The organism is Bacteroides timonensis (assembly GCF_000513195.1).
Taxonomy (GTDB): Bacteria; Bacteroidota; Bacteroidia; order Bacteroidales; family Bacteroidaceae; genus Bacteroides; species Bacteroides timonensis.
Window position 1 is genome coordinate 12931 of record NZ_CBVI010000056.1, and the last position, 20297, is coordinate 33227.

The 20297-nt window shown below is 43.8% G+C and carries 18 protein-coding genes; 10 read left to right on the forward strand and 8 right to left on the reverse strand.

The window, feature by feature from the left end:
• Nucleotides 1-2 precede the first annotated feature (2 nt).
• Nucleotides 3-959: a tetratricopeptide repeat protein gene (locus tag BN161_RS11485; protein ID WP_181991735.1), complete on the reverse strand. Its 957-nt coding sequence runs from the start codon at nucleotides 957-959 to the stop codon at nucleotides 3-5.
• Nucleotides 960-1166: 207 nt separating this feature from the next.
• On the opposite strand from BN161_RS11485, the gene BN161_RS11490 reads away from it, so the two are divergent.
• The gene (locus tag BN161_RS11490; protein WP_044266210.1) at nucleotides 1167-1952 is read left to right on the forward strand and encodes a M48 family metallopeptidase; all 786 of its coding nucleotides are present in this window, start codon (nucleotides 1167-1169) and stop codon (nucleotides 1950-1952) included.
• Between the two features lie 49 nt (nucleotides 1953-2001).
• On the opposite strand, the gene BN161_RS11495 is transcribed toward BN161_RS11490, so the two are convergent.
• Nucleotides 2002-3927 carry a RecQ family ATP-dependent DNA helicase gene (locus tag BN161_RS11495; RefSeq protein ID WP_044266213.1) on the reverse strand — a complete coding sequence of 642 codons (1926 nt, stop codon included), beginning with the start codon at nucleotides 3925-3927 and terminating at the stop codon, nucleotides 2002-2004.
• A gap of 66 nt (nucleotides 3928-3993) precedes the next feature.
• Entirely contained in the window at nucleotides 3994-5709 is a 1716-nt protein-coding gene (gene recJ / locus BN161_RS11500; RefSeq protein ID WP_044266215.1) for a single-stranded-DNA-specific exonuclease RecJ, read from the reverse strand.
• A gap of 222 nt (nucleotides 5710-5931) precedes the next feature.
• Here recJ and yaaA point away from each other — a divergent pair, with 222 nt between their 5' ends.
• Nucleotides 5932-6696, forward strand: coding sequence for a peroxide stress protein YaaA (gene yaaA, locus BN161_RS11505; RefSeq protein ID WP_044266280.1), 765 nt, complete (start codon nucleotides 5932-5934; stop codon nucleotides 6694-6696).
• A gap of 13 nt (nucleotides 6697-6709) precedes the next feature.
• Here the strand turns inward: yaaA and aat are convergent, their stop codons facing one another.
• The 5 genes from aat to BN161_RS11530 all read right to left on the reverse strand — a co-directional run bounded on the left by aat (nucleotide 6710) and on the right by BN161_RS11530 (nucleotide 11786).
• Nucleotides 6710-7348: a leucyl/phenylalanyl-tRNA--protein transferase gene (aat, locus tag BN161_RS11510; protein ID WP_044266217.1), complete on the reverse strand. Its 639-nt coding sequence runs from the start codon at nucleotides 7346-7348 to the stop codon at nucleotides 6710-6712.
• 4 nt (nucleotides 7349-7352) lie between these two features.
• A complete protein-coding gene (locus tag BN161_RS11515) occupies nucleotides 7353-9581 on the reverse strand; it encodes an AAA family ATPase (RefSeq protein ID WP_044266220.1) in 2229 nt (742 codons plus the stop codon).
• A gap of 16 nt (nucleotides 9582-9597) precedes the next feature.
• The gene (locus tag BN161_RS11520; protein ID WP_025725925.1) at nucleotides 9598-9906 is read right to left on the reverse strand and encodes an ATP-dependent Clp protease adaptor ClpS; all 309 of its coding nucleotides are present in this window, start codon (nucleotides 9904-9906) and stop codon (nucleotides 9598-9600) included.
• A gap of 612 nt (nucleotides 9907-10518) precedes the next feature.
• Nucleotides 10519-11256, reverse strand: a complete 738-nt coding sequence (locus BN161_RS11525; protein WP_125910796.1) for a hypothetical protein — start codon at nucleotides 11254-11256, stop codon at nucleotides 10519-10521.
• Between the two features lie 95 nt (nucleotides 11257-11351).
• The gene (locus BN161_RS11530; protein WP_044266225.1) at nucleotides 11352-11786 is read right to left on the reverse strand and encodes an acyl-CoA thioesterase; all 435 of its coding nucleotides are present in this window, start codon (nucleotides 11784-11786) and stop codon (nucleotides 11352-11354) included.
• 80 nt (nucleotides 11787-11866) lie between these two features.
• Between BN161_RS11530 and BN161_RS11535 the strand changes: the two genes are divergently transcribed.
• The 8 genes from BN161_RS11535 (at nucleotide 11867) to BN161_RS11570 (ending at nucleotide 20166) form a co-directional block, all read left to right on the forward strand.
• The gene (locus BN161_RS11535; protein ID WP_044266226.1) at nucleotides 11867-12430 is read left to right on the forward strand and encodes an L-threonylcarbamoyladenylate synthase; all 564 of its coding nucleotides are present in this window, start codon (nucleotides 11867-11869) and stop codon (nucleotides 12428-12430) included.
• A 140-nt stretch (nucleotides 12431-12570) separates the two neighbouring features.
• The gene (locus BN161_RS11540; RefSeq protein WP_007210121.1) at nucleotides 12571-14361 is read left to right on the forward strand and encodes a chloride channel protein; all 1791 of its coding nucleotides are present in this window, start codon (nucleotides 12571-12573) and stop codon (nucleotides 14359-14361) included.
• Between the two features lie 12 nt (nucleotides 14362-14373).
• Complete coding sequence (gene fmt / locus BN161_RS11545) at nucleotides 14374-15345, forward strand: methionyl-tRNA formyltransferase (RefSeq protein ID WP_044266228.1); 972 nt, start codon at nucleotides 14374-14376, stop codon at nucleotides 15343-15345.
• Between the two features lie 195 nt (nucleotides 15346-15540).
• Nucleotides 15541-16134: an RNA polymerase sigma factor gene (locus BN161_RS11550; RefSeq protein WP_044266229.1), complete on the forward strand. Its 594-nt coding sequence runs from the start codon at nucleotides 15541-15543 to the stop codon at nucleotides 16132-16134.
• 139 nt (nucleotides 16135-16273) lie between these two features.
• On the forward strand, nucleotides 16274-16900 hold the full coding sequence (locus tag BN161_RS11555) for a DUF4840 domain-containing protein (protein WP_044266231.1): 627 nt from the start codon (nucleotides 16274-16276) through the stop codon (nucleotides 16898-16900).
• A gap of 207 nt (nucleotides 16901-17107) precedes the next feature.
• On the forward strand, nucleotides 17108-17293 hold the full coding sequence (locus BN161_RS11560) for a hypothetical protein (protein ID WP_007210125.1): 186 nt from the start codon (nucleotides 17108-17110) through the stop codon (nucleotides 17291-17293).
• A gap of 63 nt (nucleotides 17294-17356) precedes the next feature.
• Entirely contained in the window at nucleotides 17357-18007 is a 651-nt protein-coding gene (gene rpe / locus BN161_RS11565) for a ribulose-phosphate 3-epimerase (protein WP_007210126.1), read from the forward strand.
• 56 nt (nucleotides 18008-18063) lie between these two features.
• Nucleotides 18064-20166, forward strand: coding sequence for a ComEC/Rec2 family competence protein (locus BN161_RS11570; protein WP_081743684.1), 2103 nt, complete (start codon nucleotides 18064-18066; stop codon nucleotides 20164-20166).
• Nucleotides 20167-20297 lie beyond the last annotated feature (131 nt).

A 20297-nucleotide genomic window follows, 5' to 3' on the forward strand; every position in this document is an offset into this window, starting at 1 on the left:
CGCTACAATCCTAAAACGTCCGTTTGTCTTGGCTGATTGTCATATTGTCCGCTGATACCTTGGATTTCTTTGGGGTTCAACTCCAATCCTTTCTTCATATCTTCTGCAGAGCCTGCCGTGTCACCATTCAGCAATTTAGCGCGACCACGTTCATGATAGGCTTGTGCGAAATTAGGGTTCAGTTCGATGGCTTCGTCAAAGAGTGCGATAGCTTCGGGATACTTCTTCTGGACGATATAAAGTTGTCCCAGGCAAAGAAAAGCCTGTTCGTTGAATGGATTCAATTCTGTTACATAGCGATAATCGGTTTCGGCTTCTTCCTGCTGTCCCGCTGCTTCTTTCACTTTACCGCGGAGCAGTAATGCAGCTTCTTCATCGGGATCTTGGGAGAGAATAGCGTCGATATCTTCGGTAGCTTCCTTGTATTGCTGCATCTTGATTAAGGCTTCGGCACGCAGCAGGCGGGCTTCGGTGAAGTCGTCTTTCAGTACGATGGCTTTGGTGAGATGGGCGATGCTCATGATACCGTCGTCCATACCTTGCTTGGCTCTGCCCAGAAGATAGTGTGCCATGGCATTTCCTTCTTCTATTTCAATAGCTTTTTGTGCGGCGTCTGCCATTGCCTGGTAGTCTTCTTGCAGGTAGCATACGTTGGCAAGGGTGAGGAAAGTGGAGGTGTGGTCCGGTTCCTGTTTTGCCATGCGTTCCAGCAGTTCATGTGCTTCGCTGAGGGCATTGGTTTGAATGTAAACCTGGCTCAGATAGCTCATGGTTTCAAAGTCTTCCTGAAGGGCAAGGGCTTCCGTGAAGCATTTGATTGCATAATCAGGACGACCCATGCGTTGTGCACGCATGCCGTCATACTTGAATATCTCGAAGTTCTTTTGATCGTTTTTCTGTTTCTCAGTTTCCGGTTTCTCTTGTTTGCCGGAGAAGAAAGATTTAAAGAATCCCATAATCTGTATTTCTTAGGTGTTTTGTTTTTATTCTTTTTGCAAACTTACATAAAAATCTTGTTTCCATACCAAGAACTCCGTCTAAAAAGAAAAAACATCCGTGTTATTATTGATGATATCATTTAAAATTTGTTCTTTTGCGATACATTTACCAATTATATTAATTAATCATCATTTCTAAATTAAAAACACAAGAATGAAAAAAAAATCATGAAGTGGGCCTTCTTTATGTTATGTATGGCCGTGACAATACCTGCAATGGCTCAGTTTAATGTAAAGGCACTGAAAGGTGCGGCTAAAGCTGTTAAAGCTGTGACTTTGACTGATGCTCAGATGGCAGAATATGTAAAAGAGTATATCGACTGGATGGATACACATAATCAGGTATGTGCTGACGATAATGAGTATACAATTCGTCTGAAAAAGCTGACTGAAGGCTTGACGGATGTAGAGGGAATCCCTTTGAATTTCAAGGTTTATTATGTGATAGATGTCAATGCATTTGCTTGTGCTGACGGTAGTGTGCGCATTTTCTCGTCTTTGATGGATATCATGACGGATGATGAATTGCTGGGTGTAATCGGTCATGAAGTAGGTCACGTGGCACACAAGGACTCTAAGAATGGTTTCCGTACGGCATTGCTGACTTCAGCTTTGAAGGATGGCATTTCTTCACAAGGTGGTACGGCAGCTAAGTTGTCTGATTCTCAGTTGGGTGGCCTGGGTGAGGCTCTGGTAAACTCTACATACTCACAGAAGCAGGAGAGAAGTGCTGATGACTATGGATATGAATTCCTGAAAAGTCATGGTAAGAATCCCTGGGCAATGGCTTTATCTTTCCAAAAGCTGAAGAAATTGCAGGAGGAAGCCGGTGCACAGAAAAGTAGTAAGCTGAATCAACTGTTCTCTACTCATCCTGATTTGGATGCCCGTATTCAGCGTATGGAAGAACGTGCAACCAGCGAAGGTATTGAGAAACCGGCAGTAACGGAATAATTCTTATTATATAATAAGGAGAAGGGCGTGCTTCACTGTACGCCCTTTCTTATGCCTTCAGGCTTATGATGCCGTTCTCCGCCTTCAGATCTTCATCTTCCAGCAATTCGCGGATGCATTGAGAGATGATTTCTTTATCTGCTTCTATTTGTGAGGCAATATCGGCAGGTGTCAGAGGTTGCTTGCAAAGCAATTCTTTAATTTCTTCTTTTATTTGTTGGGAGGAAAGCCCGGGAGTCTCGGCACGGTGGCTGAGGCAGACATCGCATATTCCACAGTTATGTTCATTCTTCTCTCCGAAATAGCGTAGAAGCATACGGCTGCGGCAAACGGTTTCGGTCGTTACATAATCTACCATTGCCTGAATGCGGGCTTCATAACGTTCTTTACGCTCCTCGTATATACTGCGGGAGATTTGCAGATGTTGCCTGTCTACGCGTTCGCGTGTGTATATGATATAAGGTGTCTTTTTATGTGGAATATAGTCGATGACGCGCATCTTGGATAGACGTATCAGTAAGTCGTACACCCGTTGTCGCGTTAATCCGCTACGTACGGCAAGTGAATTCTCGTTGATAAAGGTGTAATCCGTGAATACTCCGGTGTAAGAGCGCAGAACGATTTGAATAAGTTTGTCCATATCCTCTCCCAGTTCGCGTAATTTATACAGTTCATCACGGCGGACGGTGAAGTAAAGACGGGAGGCATTGTCCTGTTCATCGGTATATTCCAGATATCCTGCTTGCGTCAGAATTTTCAATGCACTGTCGGCAGGTACAGGGAAGTATTTGAATTTCCGGCAAAAATCTTCCAGATTAAATTCTCTGACACATCCCAAACCGTCTCCCATTGCCATTTGGTAATAATATTGCAGATGTTCGTACACCTGTTTGATGTAGTCTTTCTCCGGGAAGGTGTCCGGGATGCGTTTATGAAGGGTAACTTTATCCGATTTGGCATAGAGGATGACAGCATACGCTTTGTTACCGTCACGTCCTGCACGTCCTGCTTCCTGAAAATAGGCTTCGGGAGAGTCCGGCAAATCGAGGTGGATTACGATACGTACATCGGGCTTGTCGATACCCATACCGAAAGCGTTGGTAGCAACCATTACACGGCTCTCGCCTGTCTGCCAGCGATGCTGACGTATATCCTTGGTGGCATCGTCCAGACCGGCGTGGTAGAAGTCGGCGGTAATCTTTTCGTTAATTAAAAGTTCGGTGATTTCTTTGGTTCGCCGACGATTGCGTACATAAATAATGGCGCTACCCGGCATACGGCGTAGGATGTGAAGAAGTTCTCCGGTCTTATTTTCTGTTTTGCGGACTATGTAGGCAAGGTTCTTCCGTTCAAAACTCATGCGGAAAACATTTTCCTGCTGGAAGCACAGCCGCGCCTGGATGTCCTTCACGACTTCCGGAGTAGCGGTTGCAGTCAGTGCCAGCACAGGGACACCGGGTAGGAGATCACGTATTTCGGCTATTTTCAGATAGGCAGGACGGAAATCATATCCCCATTGTGAAATGCAATGGCTCTCGTCAACGGTTATCATGCTGACGTTCATTTTCCGTAGCTTGGTGCGGAAGATTTCCGTATCCAACCGTTCGGGCGATATATACAGGAATTTATAATTGCCGAAAATACAGTTTTCCAGCGTGACGATAATCTCTTGCCGGGACATTCCGGAGTAGATGGCAAGTGCTTTGATTCCTCTTTTTTTCAGGTTCTGCACTTGGTCTTTCATCAGAGAAATCAGGGGAGTAATAACTATGCAAAGCCCCTCTTTGGCAAGTGCAGGCACTTGGAATGTGATGGACTTTCCGCCGCCCGTAGGCATCAGCCCCAGGGTGTCTCTGCCTTCGCCAATGCTATTGATGATGTCTTCCTGTATGCCCCGGAAGTTATCATATCCCCAGTATTCTTTGAGAATTTGAGAGTAGGGAGTTGAAGGTTGGGAGTTGAGCTGCGCAGTCATAATACGAAGGATTGGAAGTTGAGAGTTGAGTTATACTACATAACTTAACTCTCAACTTCCAATTTATTAATTAGGTTGAATATCCTCTATCTGCAACTGTACCTCGCCCCGTTTATGGGTATTTTCTTCAATGGTGTAGCAGATATCAAACGAACGCTTGGTCTTGATGAAGCGTACGTGCGAACTTTGTCCGAAGGCGATGCCGTTCATTACATTATTCGATTTGTTGTCTACCAGTTCCAATTTGATATGCTCTTGGTCGCGCCCCACTACTTTGCTGGTACCGTAATCATAGACATTATGCGTACAGAATATCGGTTTCGGATTATCCGGACCATAAGGATTGAATTTCTTCAGGTCACTAAAGAATTTCGGAGAAATATCCCTGAAATCTATCTCTGCATCGATATTTATGACCGCACTTGTCTGTTCCGGTAGGATGTTCTGTGAAACGAATTCCTCGAAGCGTTTGGTAAAGGCGGGAACATTCTCCACTTTCATCGAAAGACCGGCTGCATAGGTATGACCACCGAAATTTTCCAGCAGATCACGGCAATATTCAATCGCCTTATACACGTCAAAGCCGGATACGGAACGGGCGGAACCTGTTGCCATATCATCCGTACGGGTCAGCACTACCGCGGGGCGATAATAAATTTCCGTCAGGCGAGAGGCAACGATACCGATAACACCTTTGTGCCAATCTTCGTTGTATAACACGATAGAACGGCGTTCGGCAAGTCCTTCCAGGTCAGCTACAATCTGGTTGGCTTCCTCGGTCATGGTCTTATCGAGATCTTTCCGGGTTTCGTTGTATTGATTGATTTGATTGGCTTTTTCCAAAGCCATGGAAAAATCCTTCTCAGTCAGCAGGTCGACGGCTTCTTTTCCGTTCTGGATACGTCCGGAGGCATTGATGCGCGGGCCTATCTTGAATACGATGTCGCTGACGGTAATATCTTTTTCCGTCAGTCCGCATACGTCGATAATCGCTTTTAAACCTACGCTGGGATTACTGTTCAACTGCTTCAATCCGTGGAAAGCAAGTATCCGGTTTTCTCCCATGATGGGAACAATGTCCGAAGCGATGCTTACGGCAACCAGGTCAAGCAGTGGAATGAGGTGATGGAACTCGATGCCATTGCTGATGGCGAATGCCTGCATGAATTTGAAGCCTACGCCGCAACCGGAAAGGTGCTCGTAAGGATACGTATTATCTAAACGCTTGGCGTTCAGGATAGCGGCGGCAGGTGGAAGTACATCGTCGGGCACATGGTGGTCGCAGATGATAAAGTCAATGCCTTTTTCTTTGGCATAGGTTATCTCCTCTACAGCTTTGATGCCGCAATCCAGTACGATAATCAATCCTACACCGGTTTCTGCGGCATAGTCTACCCCTTTGGTAGATACCCCGTAACCTTCGTTGTAGCGGTCGGGGATGTAATAGTCAATGTTCGAATAGAACTGTTGAATAAACTTGTAGACCAGTGCCACTGCGGTAGTGCCGTCTACATCATAATCACCATAAATCAGAATACGCTCTTTCTTTCCCATTGCCTTATTAAGGCGCTCCACGGCCACATCCATGTCTTTCATCAGGAATGGGTCGTGCAAGTCGGGCAACTGCGGGCGGAAAAACTTCTTGGCATCCTGTGCCTTCGTTATTCCCCGCTGCACCAATAATCCGCCAAGAATCGGGCTAATCCCTAATTCTTGGGCCAACTTTTGGCTTGTCTCTGCCTGTTCGGGTGTAATGGGTTGATAATTCCATTTGTGAGTCATTTTATATATTGTTTTTTCCTTTTTTCAGTCTCGTGGTTGGAAGAGGTTTCGTTTCTCTCGGGAAAAGCCTATATTTTTCCAACAAGGCGAAAAGTACGAAAAAGTATGGAAACAGAGGAAGATTATACAGAAAAACTTTGCGCAAAACTTTTTCATGCGAGCATGAAAGTTCTACATTCGATTTGCATTATCTTTGTTTCCCAAAAAAACTTAGAACGTGATATGTTGACATTCATCTCTTGTGCCAAAACGATGACGGCACGCACATCTGTAGGAGTCCCTGAAATAACCGTTCCGCATTTTCAGGCGGAAGCAGTACAGAATGTCTTGGATATGGGGCAATTTTCTGCTGCTGACCTGGAACGTCTGTTACGCATAAATTCCAAGATTGCCGCTGAGAATTATCTGCGCTATCAGGATTTCTTTTCGGAGGTAAATTCTGCGATGCCCGCTATCTGTGCCTATACCGGTGCGGTGTTCAAACGTATAGTACCGAAAGATTTTTCCGAAGATGATTTTCGTTACGCTCAGGAACACATGCGCATCACTTCCTTTCTGTACGGACTGCTTCGTCCGCTGGACGGGATAAAACCTTATCGTATGGAAGGAGATATACGCCTGCCTGAAAGGGGAGGGATGAGTATGTTTGATTACTGGAAACCTTTGCTGACGGATTATTTTATAGAGGATATCAAACGGCAGGGTGGCATACTCGTTAATCTTGCCAGTGGTGAGATGAGAGATCTGTTCGACTGGAAGCGAGTAAAAGAAGAAGTCCGTGTCATTACTCCCGAATTCCAGGTATGGAAAGGCGGGCAGCTAAAGACAATTGTGATATATGCCAAGATGTGCCGCGGAGAAATGCTACGCTATATTATTAAAAATCGCATTGAAAATTCCGAAGACTTGAAAGCGTTTACATGGGAGGGCTTCGCATACGATGAGGGACGCAGTACGGATGAGCATTTGCAATTTACGTTGGTGTGACCAGCGAAGGTAGTTATGATTGCAAAAGCTCCATATATTCTTTGTAGCTGATATATCTTCCTCCCATTGATTTCAGATGGGGAGTTTCGAACTGGCAGTCTATCAGTACGCCGCCATGTTCTCCGAAGAATTGTGCCAAGTGGATGAGGGCTAACTTGGATGCACTGGGAACCAGTGAAAACATACTTTCACCGAAAAAGCAGCGCCCCAAGGTGACTCCATAGAGTCCGCCTACTAACTGTTCCCCTTCCCATATTTCTACGCTGGCGGCAAAGCCCTGTTCATGCAGAAGTGTGTAAGCCTCTATCATCTCCGGACCGAGCCAGGCACCTTCCATATCCATCCTCAGTTCTCCGCACTTACGGATGACTTCATCGAAAGCCTGATTGATGGTGACATCGTACTTCCCTTTGTTTATAAGCGTCCGCATGGAGTGGGAGATATGGACTTCGTCGGGGAAAATGACGAAGCGTTCCAGCGGGCACCACCATTGTATCATTCCCTCCTGAAAAGTGTACCAGGGGAATATCCCGTTGGAGTAAGCCAGGATGAGGCGGTCGGTCGACAGATCACCGCCCACTGCCAGCAATCCGTCCGGATCGCCGTAGCGCGGATCGGGAAATGTAATTTCGTCAGTTAGTGCAAAGACCATAATATTACTTTGTAGAGAGTTGTAGGATTAACTGATCTTTGTCTACCCGTATGCAAGTTTTACCACCGGATTTAAAGGGACCGAATAAGATTTCGCGCATCAGGAGTGGTTTCAGATGCGAAGCTATCACACGGTCCATTTCGCGGGCGCCATATTCGGGCAGGAATCCACGTTGCAATAACCAGTTGCGGGCTTCCGGGCTCAGTTCCATCTCTATCTGGCGTGCGGCAAGCTTGCTGCTTAGTTCCCCAAGCTTCTTGTCGAGGATAAGTGAGGCCATTTCCCGACTCATATCGTGGAAAACGACAGTAGCGGACAGGCGGTTGATAAACTCAGGCTTGAAAGTTTTCTTGACTTGTTTCAACATGGCTTCCCCGGCTGTAATCTGACTGCTGAATCCGATGGATGCCTGACGGGCAAATTGTGCACCGGCATTTGAGGTCATGATAAGTACCACGTGGCGGCAGTCGGCTTTTCGTCCCTTATTATCCGTAAGAACAGCATAGTCCATTACTTGTAGCAGAATATTGAATACATCGGGATGGGCTTTCTCTATTTCATCAAGCAGCAGTACGCAGTTGGGAGTTTTGCGGATGGCATCGGTTAATAAACCACCGTCTTCATAGCCTACATATCCGGCGGGTGAACCGATTAATTTGGCTACGGTATGCTTCTCGGTATATTCGCTCATATCGAAACGTTGCAGGGAAATACCCAGTTCGGAGGCCAGCACTTTGGCTACTTCGGTTTTACCTACTCCGGTAGGACCGACGAAGAGCAGGCTTGCCAACGGTTTGTTTTCATCCAGCAGCCCGGCTTTTGACATTTGTACGGCTTCCACTACTTGACGCACTGCCTCTTCCTGACCGTAAATTTTGGCACTGATACGTGCATGCAAAGTTTCCAGTGAGGTGGTATCTTCTTCTTTCATGGCGAGTGCATCTACTTTGCAGATGCGGGCGAGTACATCGGTTATCAATGTCTTGTCCACAATTTGCTCTCCGGAGGGTATAGGGTGAATTTCACGGTAAGCTCCTGCTTCATCCACCAGGTCGATAGCCTTGTCGGGCAGAAAACGGTCGCTGATATAGCGGACACTCGCTTTGACGGCGTAAGGGATTACATCGGGCTGGTAGGTTACTCCATGAAATTCTTCATATTTTTCTTTCAGTCCTTCTACAATATGGATGGTTTCCTCAATGCTCGGTTCAAGTATATCTATTTGTTGGAAGCGGCGCACCAATCCTTTGCTGCGGGCGAAGTAACGGTTGTATTCCTCGTAAGTGGTAGAGCCGATGAAACGGATGTCTCCGCTTTCCAGATAAGGTTTCAGCATATTGGATGCATCCATGGAGCCGTCTCCTGTACGTCCGGCACCTATCAGATTGTGTATCTCGTCGATATAGATGATGGCACGTCCTTCATTGCGGACACCTTCCATAATGGTTTTCAGGCGTTTTTCAAAGTCACCCCGGTATTGCGTACCTGCCAGTAGGGTACCTAAATCCAGTTCATAGATACGGCAGTCGAGGAGTCGTTCGGGGACCTCACGTGCTTCGATGCGGGCAGCGAGTCCGTAAGCGAGGGAGGTTTTGCCAACGCCCGGTTCGCCTACATGCAGCGGATTGTTTTTCTCTTTGCGACAGAGCACCTGGATGGTTCGTTCCAGTTCAGCTTCCCGTCCGATGAGTGGATTGTGGTCTTGCAGACAGTCATTCAGACAAGTTACAAAGCTTCGCCAGGGTTCGCTTTTTTCCTGTGGAGAGGTTTGCAGGTCATCTTCTTCCTCCACTTCTTCATATCGGGAGATGAGTTGGCTGATAAATTCGGGTAGATCTTCTTCAAGAGTTTCTTTCAGAATATGGCATGCCCAGGAGTCTTTGAGCTGAAGCATGCTTTGCACTAAATGGGGGACGTTCAATGCTTCAGCACTTGAATAGTCTATCATCAGATAGGCATGTTGTATCAGTTCGTTGAGCTGGGTTGAAACTTCCAGTTCATAATCCATGTCTGCGGGAACACTTTCCAGTTCTTTCGTGAAATAATTCTCTAAAGAGAAAGCAAGTTCTTGGGTATCGCAGAAACACATATTTAAGGCACTGGCAAAGGGACTCTGTTCCAGAAATGCACTCAGCAAATGCTCAGGTGTGATAAATTCATGGCGATACGATATCGCCTTTTTTTGTGCAAAGGTGAATGCGCTGTTCACATGCACTGTATTTTGTATATCCATAATCTTCTCCTAATTCTTATTCTTCTTCCGGCGCAACGGTGAGCCGGAGTGGAAAATTTTCTTCGCGTGCCATACGGGTGGCTTTCTGTACCTTCGATTGTGCAATGTCGTATGTATAGATGCCCACCACTGCCGATTGACTCTTATGTACCTGTAGCATCAGCGTTTCCGCTTCTGCTGCCGATTTAAAGAATATGGTGGTAAGTATTTTGACGACAAACTCCATTGTGGTGAAGTCATCGTTATAGATGATCACCTTGAAATGCTGCGGCTCGCGCAGGTCTGTACGTTCCTTTTCTTTGAAAGATGATTGTTGCTGTTCCATAATGGGGGCAAATTTATGAAAAAAGAGGCAGATTCAGTAGGGATAGAGTAGTAAATATGTATCGGAGGAGGAACTTGACAAAATGACAAAATGTAATTTCTGTTGCGCTACATTCCTTTCTTTGAATACAGATGATGGTGGGCTGAGGAAAAATGCAAGGAATTTCTGTCGGGGAAATGCAATGTGGACGATGGAATGAATATTTTGTGATATTTGGTAAAGAAGAAGGTGGGTGTTTGTGTGCTTAAAGATATAATATTCTTGTATGTTCTTTCGGAATGCTGTTTTTGTTTGTCTGCCCGTTTCCTCCGAAATAGAAAAATATCGCTTGAATATTGGAAGGGCTACACCCTTTTGGGAGGATGGCGTCACCCTTTTACGGTTATGGGGTCACCTTTTGGAGCAAAGGGTGTAGCCTTGGCATTTGTTTAGAGAAAAAAAAGACTATGCGTTTGGGGTAAATAGATGGTGCGTTTGGGGTAAATACATCATCTGTTTCAAGCAAACAGATGATGTAAATCTCTAAAATTGCAGATGTAGTTTTCTGGAAGAGGTTATTTGCGTGAAGTACTTGTTACTAAAAGAAGGGAAAAAAAACATTTGTCTTGTGATTTATGCAATTTGGTGTTGATTTGATGATCCGTTTATTCTTCTTCTTTTCTCTGCCAATAAGCTCACTATCTTAGCATAAATCAAGAATGGAATTTGTATGATTCCTACTATCCAGATAAAGGAAATTATCGCCATTAAGAAAAGTAGTATTTTCTGAATCACATTACCATCAGCAGTCTGCATCCTCAGATGGCCGGAAAAAATAATCAGAAGTATTGGAAATACAAGACTCACAATACTCCATATTTTGCAGAAACTGAATAGCTTTTCATGTATCTGGAAATTTTGCCCTACCTCTGTTAGTGCTACGATGATGGCAATTGTACCGAATATATTAGTTAAATAAAGTCCTATACCTGTGCACTCAAGATAATTTCCACAGTCTGCTACTCTTGTCCAAAAGAAATAACTGAAGCATGTTGGAATAATACATGAATAAAATGTAAAGAAGGGAATCCTCTTTATGGGTTGAATAAATACGTTGATGAAAATGGAGAATAGGATAATATAGAGTGGAATTCTATAATAGTCGAAAATAGAACCTGAAGGAGGGAGGATGTTAGTTATTACTCCTGCATCATTCATTGTTTGAAGAGGCATATTTATGAGACTAAATTTTCCTTGCAAAGCCTCTTGTGGAGATGTGAGGTTTAACCAGGGTAGTAAGCAGCTAATAAATAAGATTGCAGAGCAACCGGCTTGCAGCAATGGAGCGAATGAGTTCTTTTGGTTTTTCATAATATTAGTGGTTTTATGATTCCCTTTCATGTACTCTCCTTTATGAATTAAGGAGTAGCACAGTGAAAGGGACTTCTTGTATTTCGAGAGATTGTTTATTTTTTCTTTCTCAAATCCTTTCCTTCGTATTTGCAAATCGCATTGATCCATTCCTCTTCCAGAGGTTTAGACTCATGCTTTTCAAGATCAAAGGTTACCATCACCGAAGTACAGACACATTTTACTTCCTGTGTTTCCGTATCAATCACCCGCTGTGCGAGGTGAAAACTTTTAGTGCCGATTTCAGTAACGGCGGTTTGTACTGCGATATGATCCGAGCCATAAATCTGTGCAAGGAAGTTCGCTTCTATGTGTACGACGACAATGCCGTCTTTCTCCCAATCGACGTCCGGGCATACGGAGGCAAAATACTCGGTTTTTCCCAAATCATAGAAAGAGAAATAAACCGTATTGTTTACGTGGCCGAACTTATCGACATCATTAAATCGTAGTTGTATGGGCAGGCTGTGGTTAAATTGAATTTCTTCCATTGTTTTCTCTTAAACTTTTCTATTAATCCGTGCAAAAATAGTACTTTTGCGTGTTAATCACTGTATTTATACACCAAGAAATGATAGAAGATATTAAAAAAGCCTGTCAAGTGATGAACGAAGGCGGAGTCATTCTGTACCCCACCGACACCATTTGGGGAATAGGTTGTGACGCCACCAACGAAGAAGCTGTGCGGCGTGTGTATGAGATTAAGCAGCGCTCGGACAGTAAGGCGATGCTTGTGTTGGTAGATTCTCCTGTAAAGGTAGACTTCTATGTGCAGGATGTGCCTGAAGTGGCATGGGATTTGATTGAAGTGGCAGATAAACCGTTGACGATCATCTACTCCGGTGCGCGAAACCTGGCACCTAACCTGATTGCCGAAGATGGTAGCGTGGGTATCCGGGTAACGAATGAAGAATTCTCAAAACGGCTTTGTCAACAGTTCCGTAAGGCGATTGTTTCTACATCGGCCAATATCAGTGGACAACCTTCGCCGGCAAATTACAGTGAGATCACAGAAGAACTTAAGTCCATGGTCGATTACGTAGTGGGCTATCGATGGGAAGAAATGGGACATCCGAAACCATCCAGCATCATAAAACTGGATAAGGGTGGTGTTATAAAAATTATCCGGGAGTAAATAACGGACTAAAAAAGGTATCGTTATTTTGAATCTCTGTAAGCTCGGGTATGCCCTGAGCTTGTCGAAGGATTTTCTCTCTTATTATATGGATACGAGAGTAAATTCTTTATTTCGTTTAGATTGGTAAATATAGGTATATGGAAAAAGAGAAGAGAAGTTTGTTTCAGCGTTTCCTTTTATGGCGTGAAAAGAATATTAAGGAAAAACAGTTTATCTTGATACTCAGCTTTCTGGTAGGTATCTTTACGGCTATTACGGCTTTGATACTGAAGATGTTGATACACTGGATACAGAATTTCCTGACGAATAATTTCAATACAACGGAAGCCAACTACCTTTATCTGGTTTATCCGGTAGTGGGTATTTTTCTGGCTGGATTGTTTGTACGCTATGTGGTGAAGGATGATATCAGTCATGGGGTTACTAAAATTCTCTATGCGATTTCCCGCCGACAAGGACGGATTAAGCGGCACAATACATGGTCGTCTGTGATTGCCAGTTCCATAACCATTGGTTTCGGTGGCTCGGTAGGAGCAGAGGCGCCTATCGTATTGACAGGTTCCGCCATTGGCTCCAATCTGGGAAGTGTTTTTAAGATGGAACACCGCACACTGATGCTTTTGGTAGGCTGTGGTGCTGCCGGTGCTATTGCTGGTATCTTCAAGGCGCCTATTGCAGGACTGGTGTTTACACTGGAAGTACTGATGATAGACCTGACTATGACTTCTCTGCTTCCGTTGTTGATTTCTGCAGTGACGGCTGCTACAGTGTCCTATATTACTACCGGAACAGAAGCAATGTTTAAATTCCACCTTGACCAGGCATTTGAGATGGAACGTATTCCTTACGTTATCATGCTGGGTATTTTTTGCGGACTGGTTTCGCTTTATTTTACCCGTGCTATGAACTCTGTGGAAGGTTTGTTTGGCAAGTTGAAAGGCCCTTACCAGAAGTTGGCTTTGGGTGGTGTCATGTTGAGTATCTTGATATTTCTTTTTCCACCGCTCTACGGTGAAGGCTACGATACTATTGAACTGTTGCTGAACGGTACTTCCAATGCCGATTGGGATACAGTGATGAACAACTCTTTTTTCTATGGACATGGGAATTTGCTATTACTCTATTTGATGCTCATTATCTTGTTCAAGGTATTTGCATCTAGCGCGACAAATGGTGGTGGCGGTTGTGGTGGTATCTTTGCACCTTCTTTGTATTTGGGATGTATAGCCGGTTTTGTCTTCGCTTTTTTTAGTAATAAGTTTGATTTCTCTTATTATCTACCCGAAAAGAATTTTGCCCTGATGGGTATGGCGGGTGTGATGAGTGGTGTCATGCATGCCCCGTTGACCGGAGTCTTTCTGATAGCGGAACTGACGGGTGGATATGACCTTTTCCTCCCGCTGATGATTGTAGCAGCCAGTTCTTATCTGACAATTATTGTTTTCGAACCTCATAGTATTTACTCCATGCGTTTGGCTAAAAAGGGAGAACTGCTGACTCATCATAAAGATAAAGCGGTACTTACTCTGATGAAGGTGGAAAATGTGGTGGAGAAAGATTTTGTAGTGGTTCATCCGGAGATGGACTTGGGTGAATTGGTGAAAGCGATTTCAGCCTCACGGCGTAATATATTCCCGGTGACAGATAAGAGCGGAATCCTGATTGGTATTGTTACCTTAGACGATATCCGGAATATCATGTTCCGGCAGGAGTTGTATCATCGTTTTACGGTAGGCAAGCTGATGACGGCTATTCCGGCACGCCTCTATGACACGGATAGTATGGAACAGGTGATGCGCACGTTTGATGATACGAAAGCATGGAACCTTCCTGTGGTAGATGAAGAAGGGCACTATCTGGGATTTGTTTCCAAGTCGAAGATATTCAATTCATACCGTCAGGTACTGGTGCATTTTTCTGAAGATTAATAAAGTTGTTATATGATGAAGAAAGAAGATTTACGAATAGTTTATATGGGAACTCCGGATTTTGCAGTGGAGTCTCTGCGGTGTTTAGTAGAAGGTGGATATAATGTAGTAGGTGTCATTACTATGCCTGATAAACCGGCAGGGCGGGGACATAAACTTCAGTTTTCTCCAGTGAAACAGTATGCACTGGAACAGAGTCTTCCTTTATTACAACCGGAAAAGTTGAAAGATGAGGCTTTTGTTGAGGCTCTGCGTGAGTGGAAGGCCGATTTGCAGATAGTAGTTGCTTTTCGTATGCTGCCTGAAGTGGTATGGAATATGCCACGTTTGGGAACCTTCAATCTTCATGCTTCTCTTTTGCCTCAATACCGGGGAGCCGCTCCTATTAACTGGGCGGTAATTAATGGTGATACGGAAACAGGTATCACAACTTTCTTCCTGCGTCATGAAATCGATACGGGTGAAGTGATTCAGCAAGTTCGTATTCCTATCGTAGATACGGATGATGTGGGTATTGTGCATGATAAGCTGATGATGCTTGGTGGAAAACTGGTGACTGAAACGGTAGATGCAATCCTGAATGATGCAGTGAAACCTATTCCACAGGAAGAAATGGCAGTTGTAGGCGAATTGCGCCCTGCACCGAAGATTTTTAAAGATACCTGTCGTATCGATTGGAATCAGCCAGTGAAACGTATTTATGATTTTATTCGCGGTCTGTCTCCTTATCCTGCCGCCTGGTCGGAATTAGTTCAACCTGATGGAGAGGCGGTAGTTATGAAGATATTTGAGACAGAAAAAATAATCCAATCTCACCAGTTGGCTCCCGGAACTTTGCTGACGGATGGTAAAACTTATATCTATGTAGCCGCTGCTGATGGATTTATCGGCATACGTGCTTTGCAACTTCCCGGTAAGAAACGCTTGAAGACAGATGAACTTTTGCGTGGATTCCGGTTGACGGAAGAATTCAGAGTGAAATAGCTACAAGCTACGAGCTACAAACTACAAGTTGCTGCGCTGTCACTCTGCATAGTACTCGTAGCTTGTAGTTCGTAACTTAATAATTGCTTCTAATATTGTTTCTTTCCTAAAAATTTCTTTTCTTTGCATATTATTAACTGCCAAATATCGAATGCCTATCGGAATACATTACGCTGAAATCTAAAAACACACGTAATGAAAGTACAAACAAATGCTGCTGACGAAACGTTAGTGGCCCTTTATGCACAAGGCAATAACGAGGCATTCGATATTCTGTTGAACCGCTATAAAGATCGTCTTTATACGTACATCTATTATACGGTGCGTAATGAAGAACTGGCGGAAGACATCTTTCAGGAAACTTTCACAAAAGCCATTGTCACCATTCAGCAGGGACGCTACAATGAAAACGGTAAGTTCCCGGCTTGGTTGACTCGTATCGCACATAATCTTATTATCGACTGTTTCCGTCAGGAAAAGCAGGAAAACCTGGTGTCTTGTGATGAAGAAGAACGGAATTTACTGAATAATATCCGTCTGTCTGAAGGAACGGTTGAAGCTGAAATAGTGAACCACCAGATTCTTTTGGATGTACGTCGCCTGATGAAACATCTGCCGGACGAACAACGGGAAGTAGTACATATGCGCTTTTATCAAGACCTTAGTTTCAAGGAGATAGCAGAAATGACGGGAGTCAGCATCAATACCTCTTTAGGACGGATGCGTTATGCTATTTTGAACCTGCGCCGGATGGCGGAGAAGCATGGAATCGTGCTGACGATGGACTAAATAATACATCCTTTAATAAATTTTTCCTTTTTCCAAATGCAGTATTTCACAAATAAGGCCATTTAACCTAATGTACGTACAACCTTAATTATGTGATTTTATTAATTTTATTATTTACTAGACTAAACTTATTAAAGTAATGGAAAAAGTACATTGTTTAAAGCGTTTCGTATTTCTTGTAATGGCCTTGGGCCTGGTAACTACTTTCACATCTTGTGATGATGATGATGAACCTAAACCTAATGTTCCCGCATTGACTGACGTGGTAGGTAATTATGCCGGAAAAATGCAAACTACATCTGTGTCTCCTCTTGCAGAAGAGGGTGAAGAACCCCAAGGTACGGATGTGACCGCAGAAGTCACCAATGAAAATGTGTCTTTTGAAAAGTTCCCGGTAGCGGATTTGATTACAGCCATTATGGGGGAGGCAGCTCCCGGAATTATTGAAGCCGTAGGTGATGTAAGTTATAAAGTGAAGTATACACCTACTTTCAATGACGACAAGACAGTTATTAGCATGGCGTTTACTCCTGAACCACTAATTCTTGAAATCAATTTCCCGACAGAACCTACTGAGGGTGAAGGAGAAGGTGAAACCCCGGACTTGAAAGTGGAGGTGACAATTGCAGCACCTGAAGCAGGTAGTTTTGCCTATGCTGGTAATAAATTAGCTTTCAAACTTCAGGTAACTGGTGTGAAAGTGAATAATGAACCTTTCGAACTTCCCGTGACTACTTTCTCATTTGACTTAGCCAAAGCGAAATAAATATTTTCATCTCTACCGGATGTTGGCCCAGGTATGGTGTGTTGGCACTAACCTGGGCTGATTTATTTACATCTCTCATGTTTTTTATAACTTCTTGTATACTATATCTCTTCTTCTCCCGTTCTTAGTATATAAAGTACCTCCTGCTTCTTTTTTGCAGCCCGTAGCTTTAACTAATTAATTATTAATCCTCAGTTCAATAAGCCTATGGATAAAAAAACTACTCCTTCTTTTTCTTCTTCATCCGTGAAACCGAGAAGTGCTGATAATGCATTGCCGGATGGACATCCGCAGCCTTCCGGGAAAACTTTGGATTTTCTTCGTAACCTTGCCCGTAATTATCGTACAGTACCTCAGCTTCCGCAAGGCTTGCAGGGTATAATATTAGGATGAATGAAATCTTTTGTCTACATTTGTACGTTATATCTGTATATAACCTGTAAAATGTAGTGTATTATGAAACCAATCATAGCTCCCTCTATCCTGTCCGCAGATTTCGCTTATCTGGCAAAGGACTTGGAAATGGTGAACCGCAGTGAAGCCGACTGGGTTCACATTGACGTTATGGACGGTGTGTTCGTTCCTAATATATCTTTCGGTTTCCCGGTATTGAAGTATGTGGCAAAACTGTCAAAGAAGCCTTTGGATGTACATCTGATGATTGTGCAACCCGAGAAATTCATTAATGAGGTGAAAGCATTGGGTGCGCACACCATGAATGTGCATTTCGAAGCTTGCCCGCATTTGCATCGGGTGGTTCAACAAATACGTGAAGCAGGTATGCAGCCCGCCGTTACACTGAATCCGGCTACCCCTGTGGCAATGTTGAAAGATATTATTCAGGATGTGTATATGGTGTTGCTGATGAGTGTGAATCCTGGTTTTGGCGGACAAAAATTTATCGAACATACAGTTGAAAAAGTACGGGAATTGCGTGCTTTGATAGACAGTACCGGTTCGAAAGCATTGATAGAAGTGGATGGTGGTGTGAATTTGGAGACAGGTGCCCGCCTGATAGCTGCCGGTGCAGATGCATTGGTTGCAGGTAGTGCCGTGTTTGCAGCTCCTGATCCTGAAGGTATGATACATTCGCTGAAGGATCTCTAAATCTTCATCCATTGATAATTAGCAGCTTGCAACGACATCCGTTTCTACGACTTCTGATGCCGTTTGCAGGCGGTATTGTATGTGGAGATGCGCATTTCTTCCGGCAGCGGGCGGAACTTTCCTTAAATATTCCGGCAGAGACATCCTGTCCGGTTTCCAATCTTTTTCCTGTTTGGATTTGTCTGGCAGGTTTCCTGTTACTGTTTCTGACTTATTTCCTTTCTGATAAATATCGTATTCATTGGCTGTATGGAGTTTCCGTCTTTCTCTGTTGTTTCGGATTAGGCGCCGGTATGACGGAAGAATATTTGCATCGTACGGATTTTCCTTTTTCCGATGAGGCGGCAGTCTATCAAGCAATTATCAGTGAGCAGCCGGAAATGAAGGAAAGAAGTCTTTTATGTCGGGTTCGGTTAGAAGGGAGAATGGAAAAAGGAGCTGTGCGGAGAAGTGATCATGAACATACTTTCTTGTTCTATTTCCCGAAAGATTCTACTGCTGCTTCATTGAGCCGGGGAGATAGATTGTGGGTGCGCACCCCACTTACTCCCCCGGTTAATAATGGCAATCCTGATGAATTCGATTATATACGTTATCTTGTCCGTAAAGATGGTACCGGTACGGCTTATATCCCTGCCGGACATTGGCGGATAGTGGGGCATGATTCTTCTCGTACTCTCCGTCAGATAGCTTCGGATTATCAGGAAAAAGTGGTGGGACTCTATCATCATTTAGGTTTTCAGGGAGATAATCTGGCTGTACTTTCCGCCCTCACGGTTGGCGACAAAGAAAACCTGAGTGAAGACATCCGGGAGACTTATTCTATAACAGGTGCCAGTCATGTGTTGGCTCTTTCGGGGCTCCATATCGGTTTTTTGTATGCTTTACTCTTTTTTCTTTTATCTCTTATATGGAAGAGGTGGAGTTACTTTAAGCCTTTCGGGCTTTTTCTGATTATTCTTTTTTTATGGGGATTTGCCTTTCTAACAGGACTGTCTTCTTCTGTGGTACGTTCTGTTATCATGTTTTCTTTGTTGGCGATATCCGGTCTGCAACCAGAGAAACCATTAACACTGAATACTCTGGCTGCTACTGCTTTTCTGATGCTGCTTTACAATCCGCTTTGGCTGTTTGATGTCGGTTTTCAATTATCTTTTGTTGCAGTAGCTTCTATCTTGCTCATTCAGCCCAAACTTTATAATTTACTTTCCGTACAGCGTCGTATTCCTCGTTACATTTGGGGCCTGCTGACAGTTTCTGTTGCTGCGCAAATTGGTACGGCTCCTTTGGTTATTCTTTATTTCTCTCGTTTCTCATCTCATTTTCTGCTAACGAACTTGTGGGTAATTCCTATGGTAACGTTGATTCTATATTCTGCTGTTTTTATGCTTATTCTGACTCCTTTCCCTGTTCTACAGCAAGGATTTGCATCTGTTGTCAATATATTGTTAAGTAGCCAGAATCATGTTCTACGCCGTATAGAACAATTTCCCATGTCTTCTATTGATGGACTTTGGCTGGAGCAATGGGAAATTGTATTGTTCTATCTTTTTATCATGCTCCTATTCCGGAGCTTAGCAGTTCGTACTTCCCGCAGTATCTATCTTTCTCTATGTTGCCTGCTGCTTTTTACTGTTTGCCATGCAGTTTCGCTCAGCCTATCTACTCCCCGGCGTAGCATTGCCTTTTATAACGTTCGTGGTTGTCCTGCTGTTCATTGTCTTGCCGCTAACGGAGAGTCCTGGTTGGCCTGTGCCGATAGTTTGCCGGATGTATCCCGTCTGTATCGTGCGCTTTCTCCGAACTGGAATCATCAGCGTCTTTCCGCTCCCAAAATATTAACCGGTGATTACGTTACCTCCGGTTTTGCTTTCCATAACCATATTGTTTCTTATGCCGGCAAACGGATTTGCTTGCTTCATGATGCCCGCTGGCGGAATAAAATTTCGAGTCATCCTTTATCTATTGATTATCTATACATTTCTAAAGGCTATAAAGGACGCATCGAAGAACTAACTACTTTGTTCCGTATCCGGACTGTCATTCTGGATACTTCCCTTTCTGATTATCGCAGTGACATCCTTAAAGAGGATTGCTCTCGTTTGACTATTCCTTGTATCTCTTTAAAAGAGAGGGGAGCGCTTTGTATTCGTTTATAATCTCATGTTTAGTGATAATTCTTATAAATTGGTAACGTAATCAAAAGAAAATGTAACACATTTCTTTTCTTTGTCTGGTTATATGTCTTACTTTTGCTATGACAATAACTATCTTAAATGAAATAATAGAT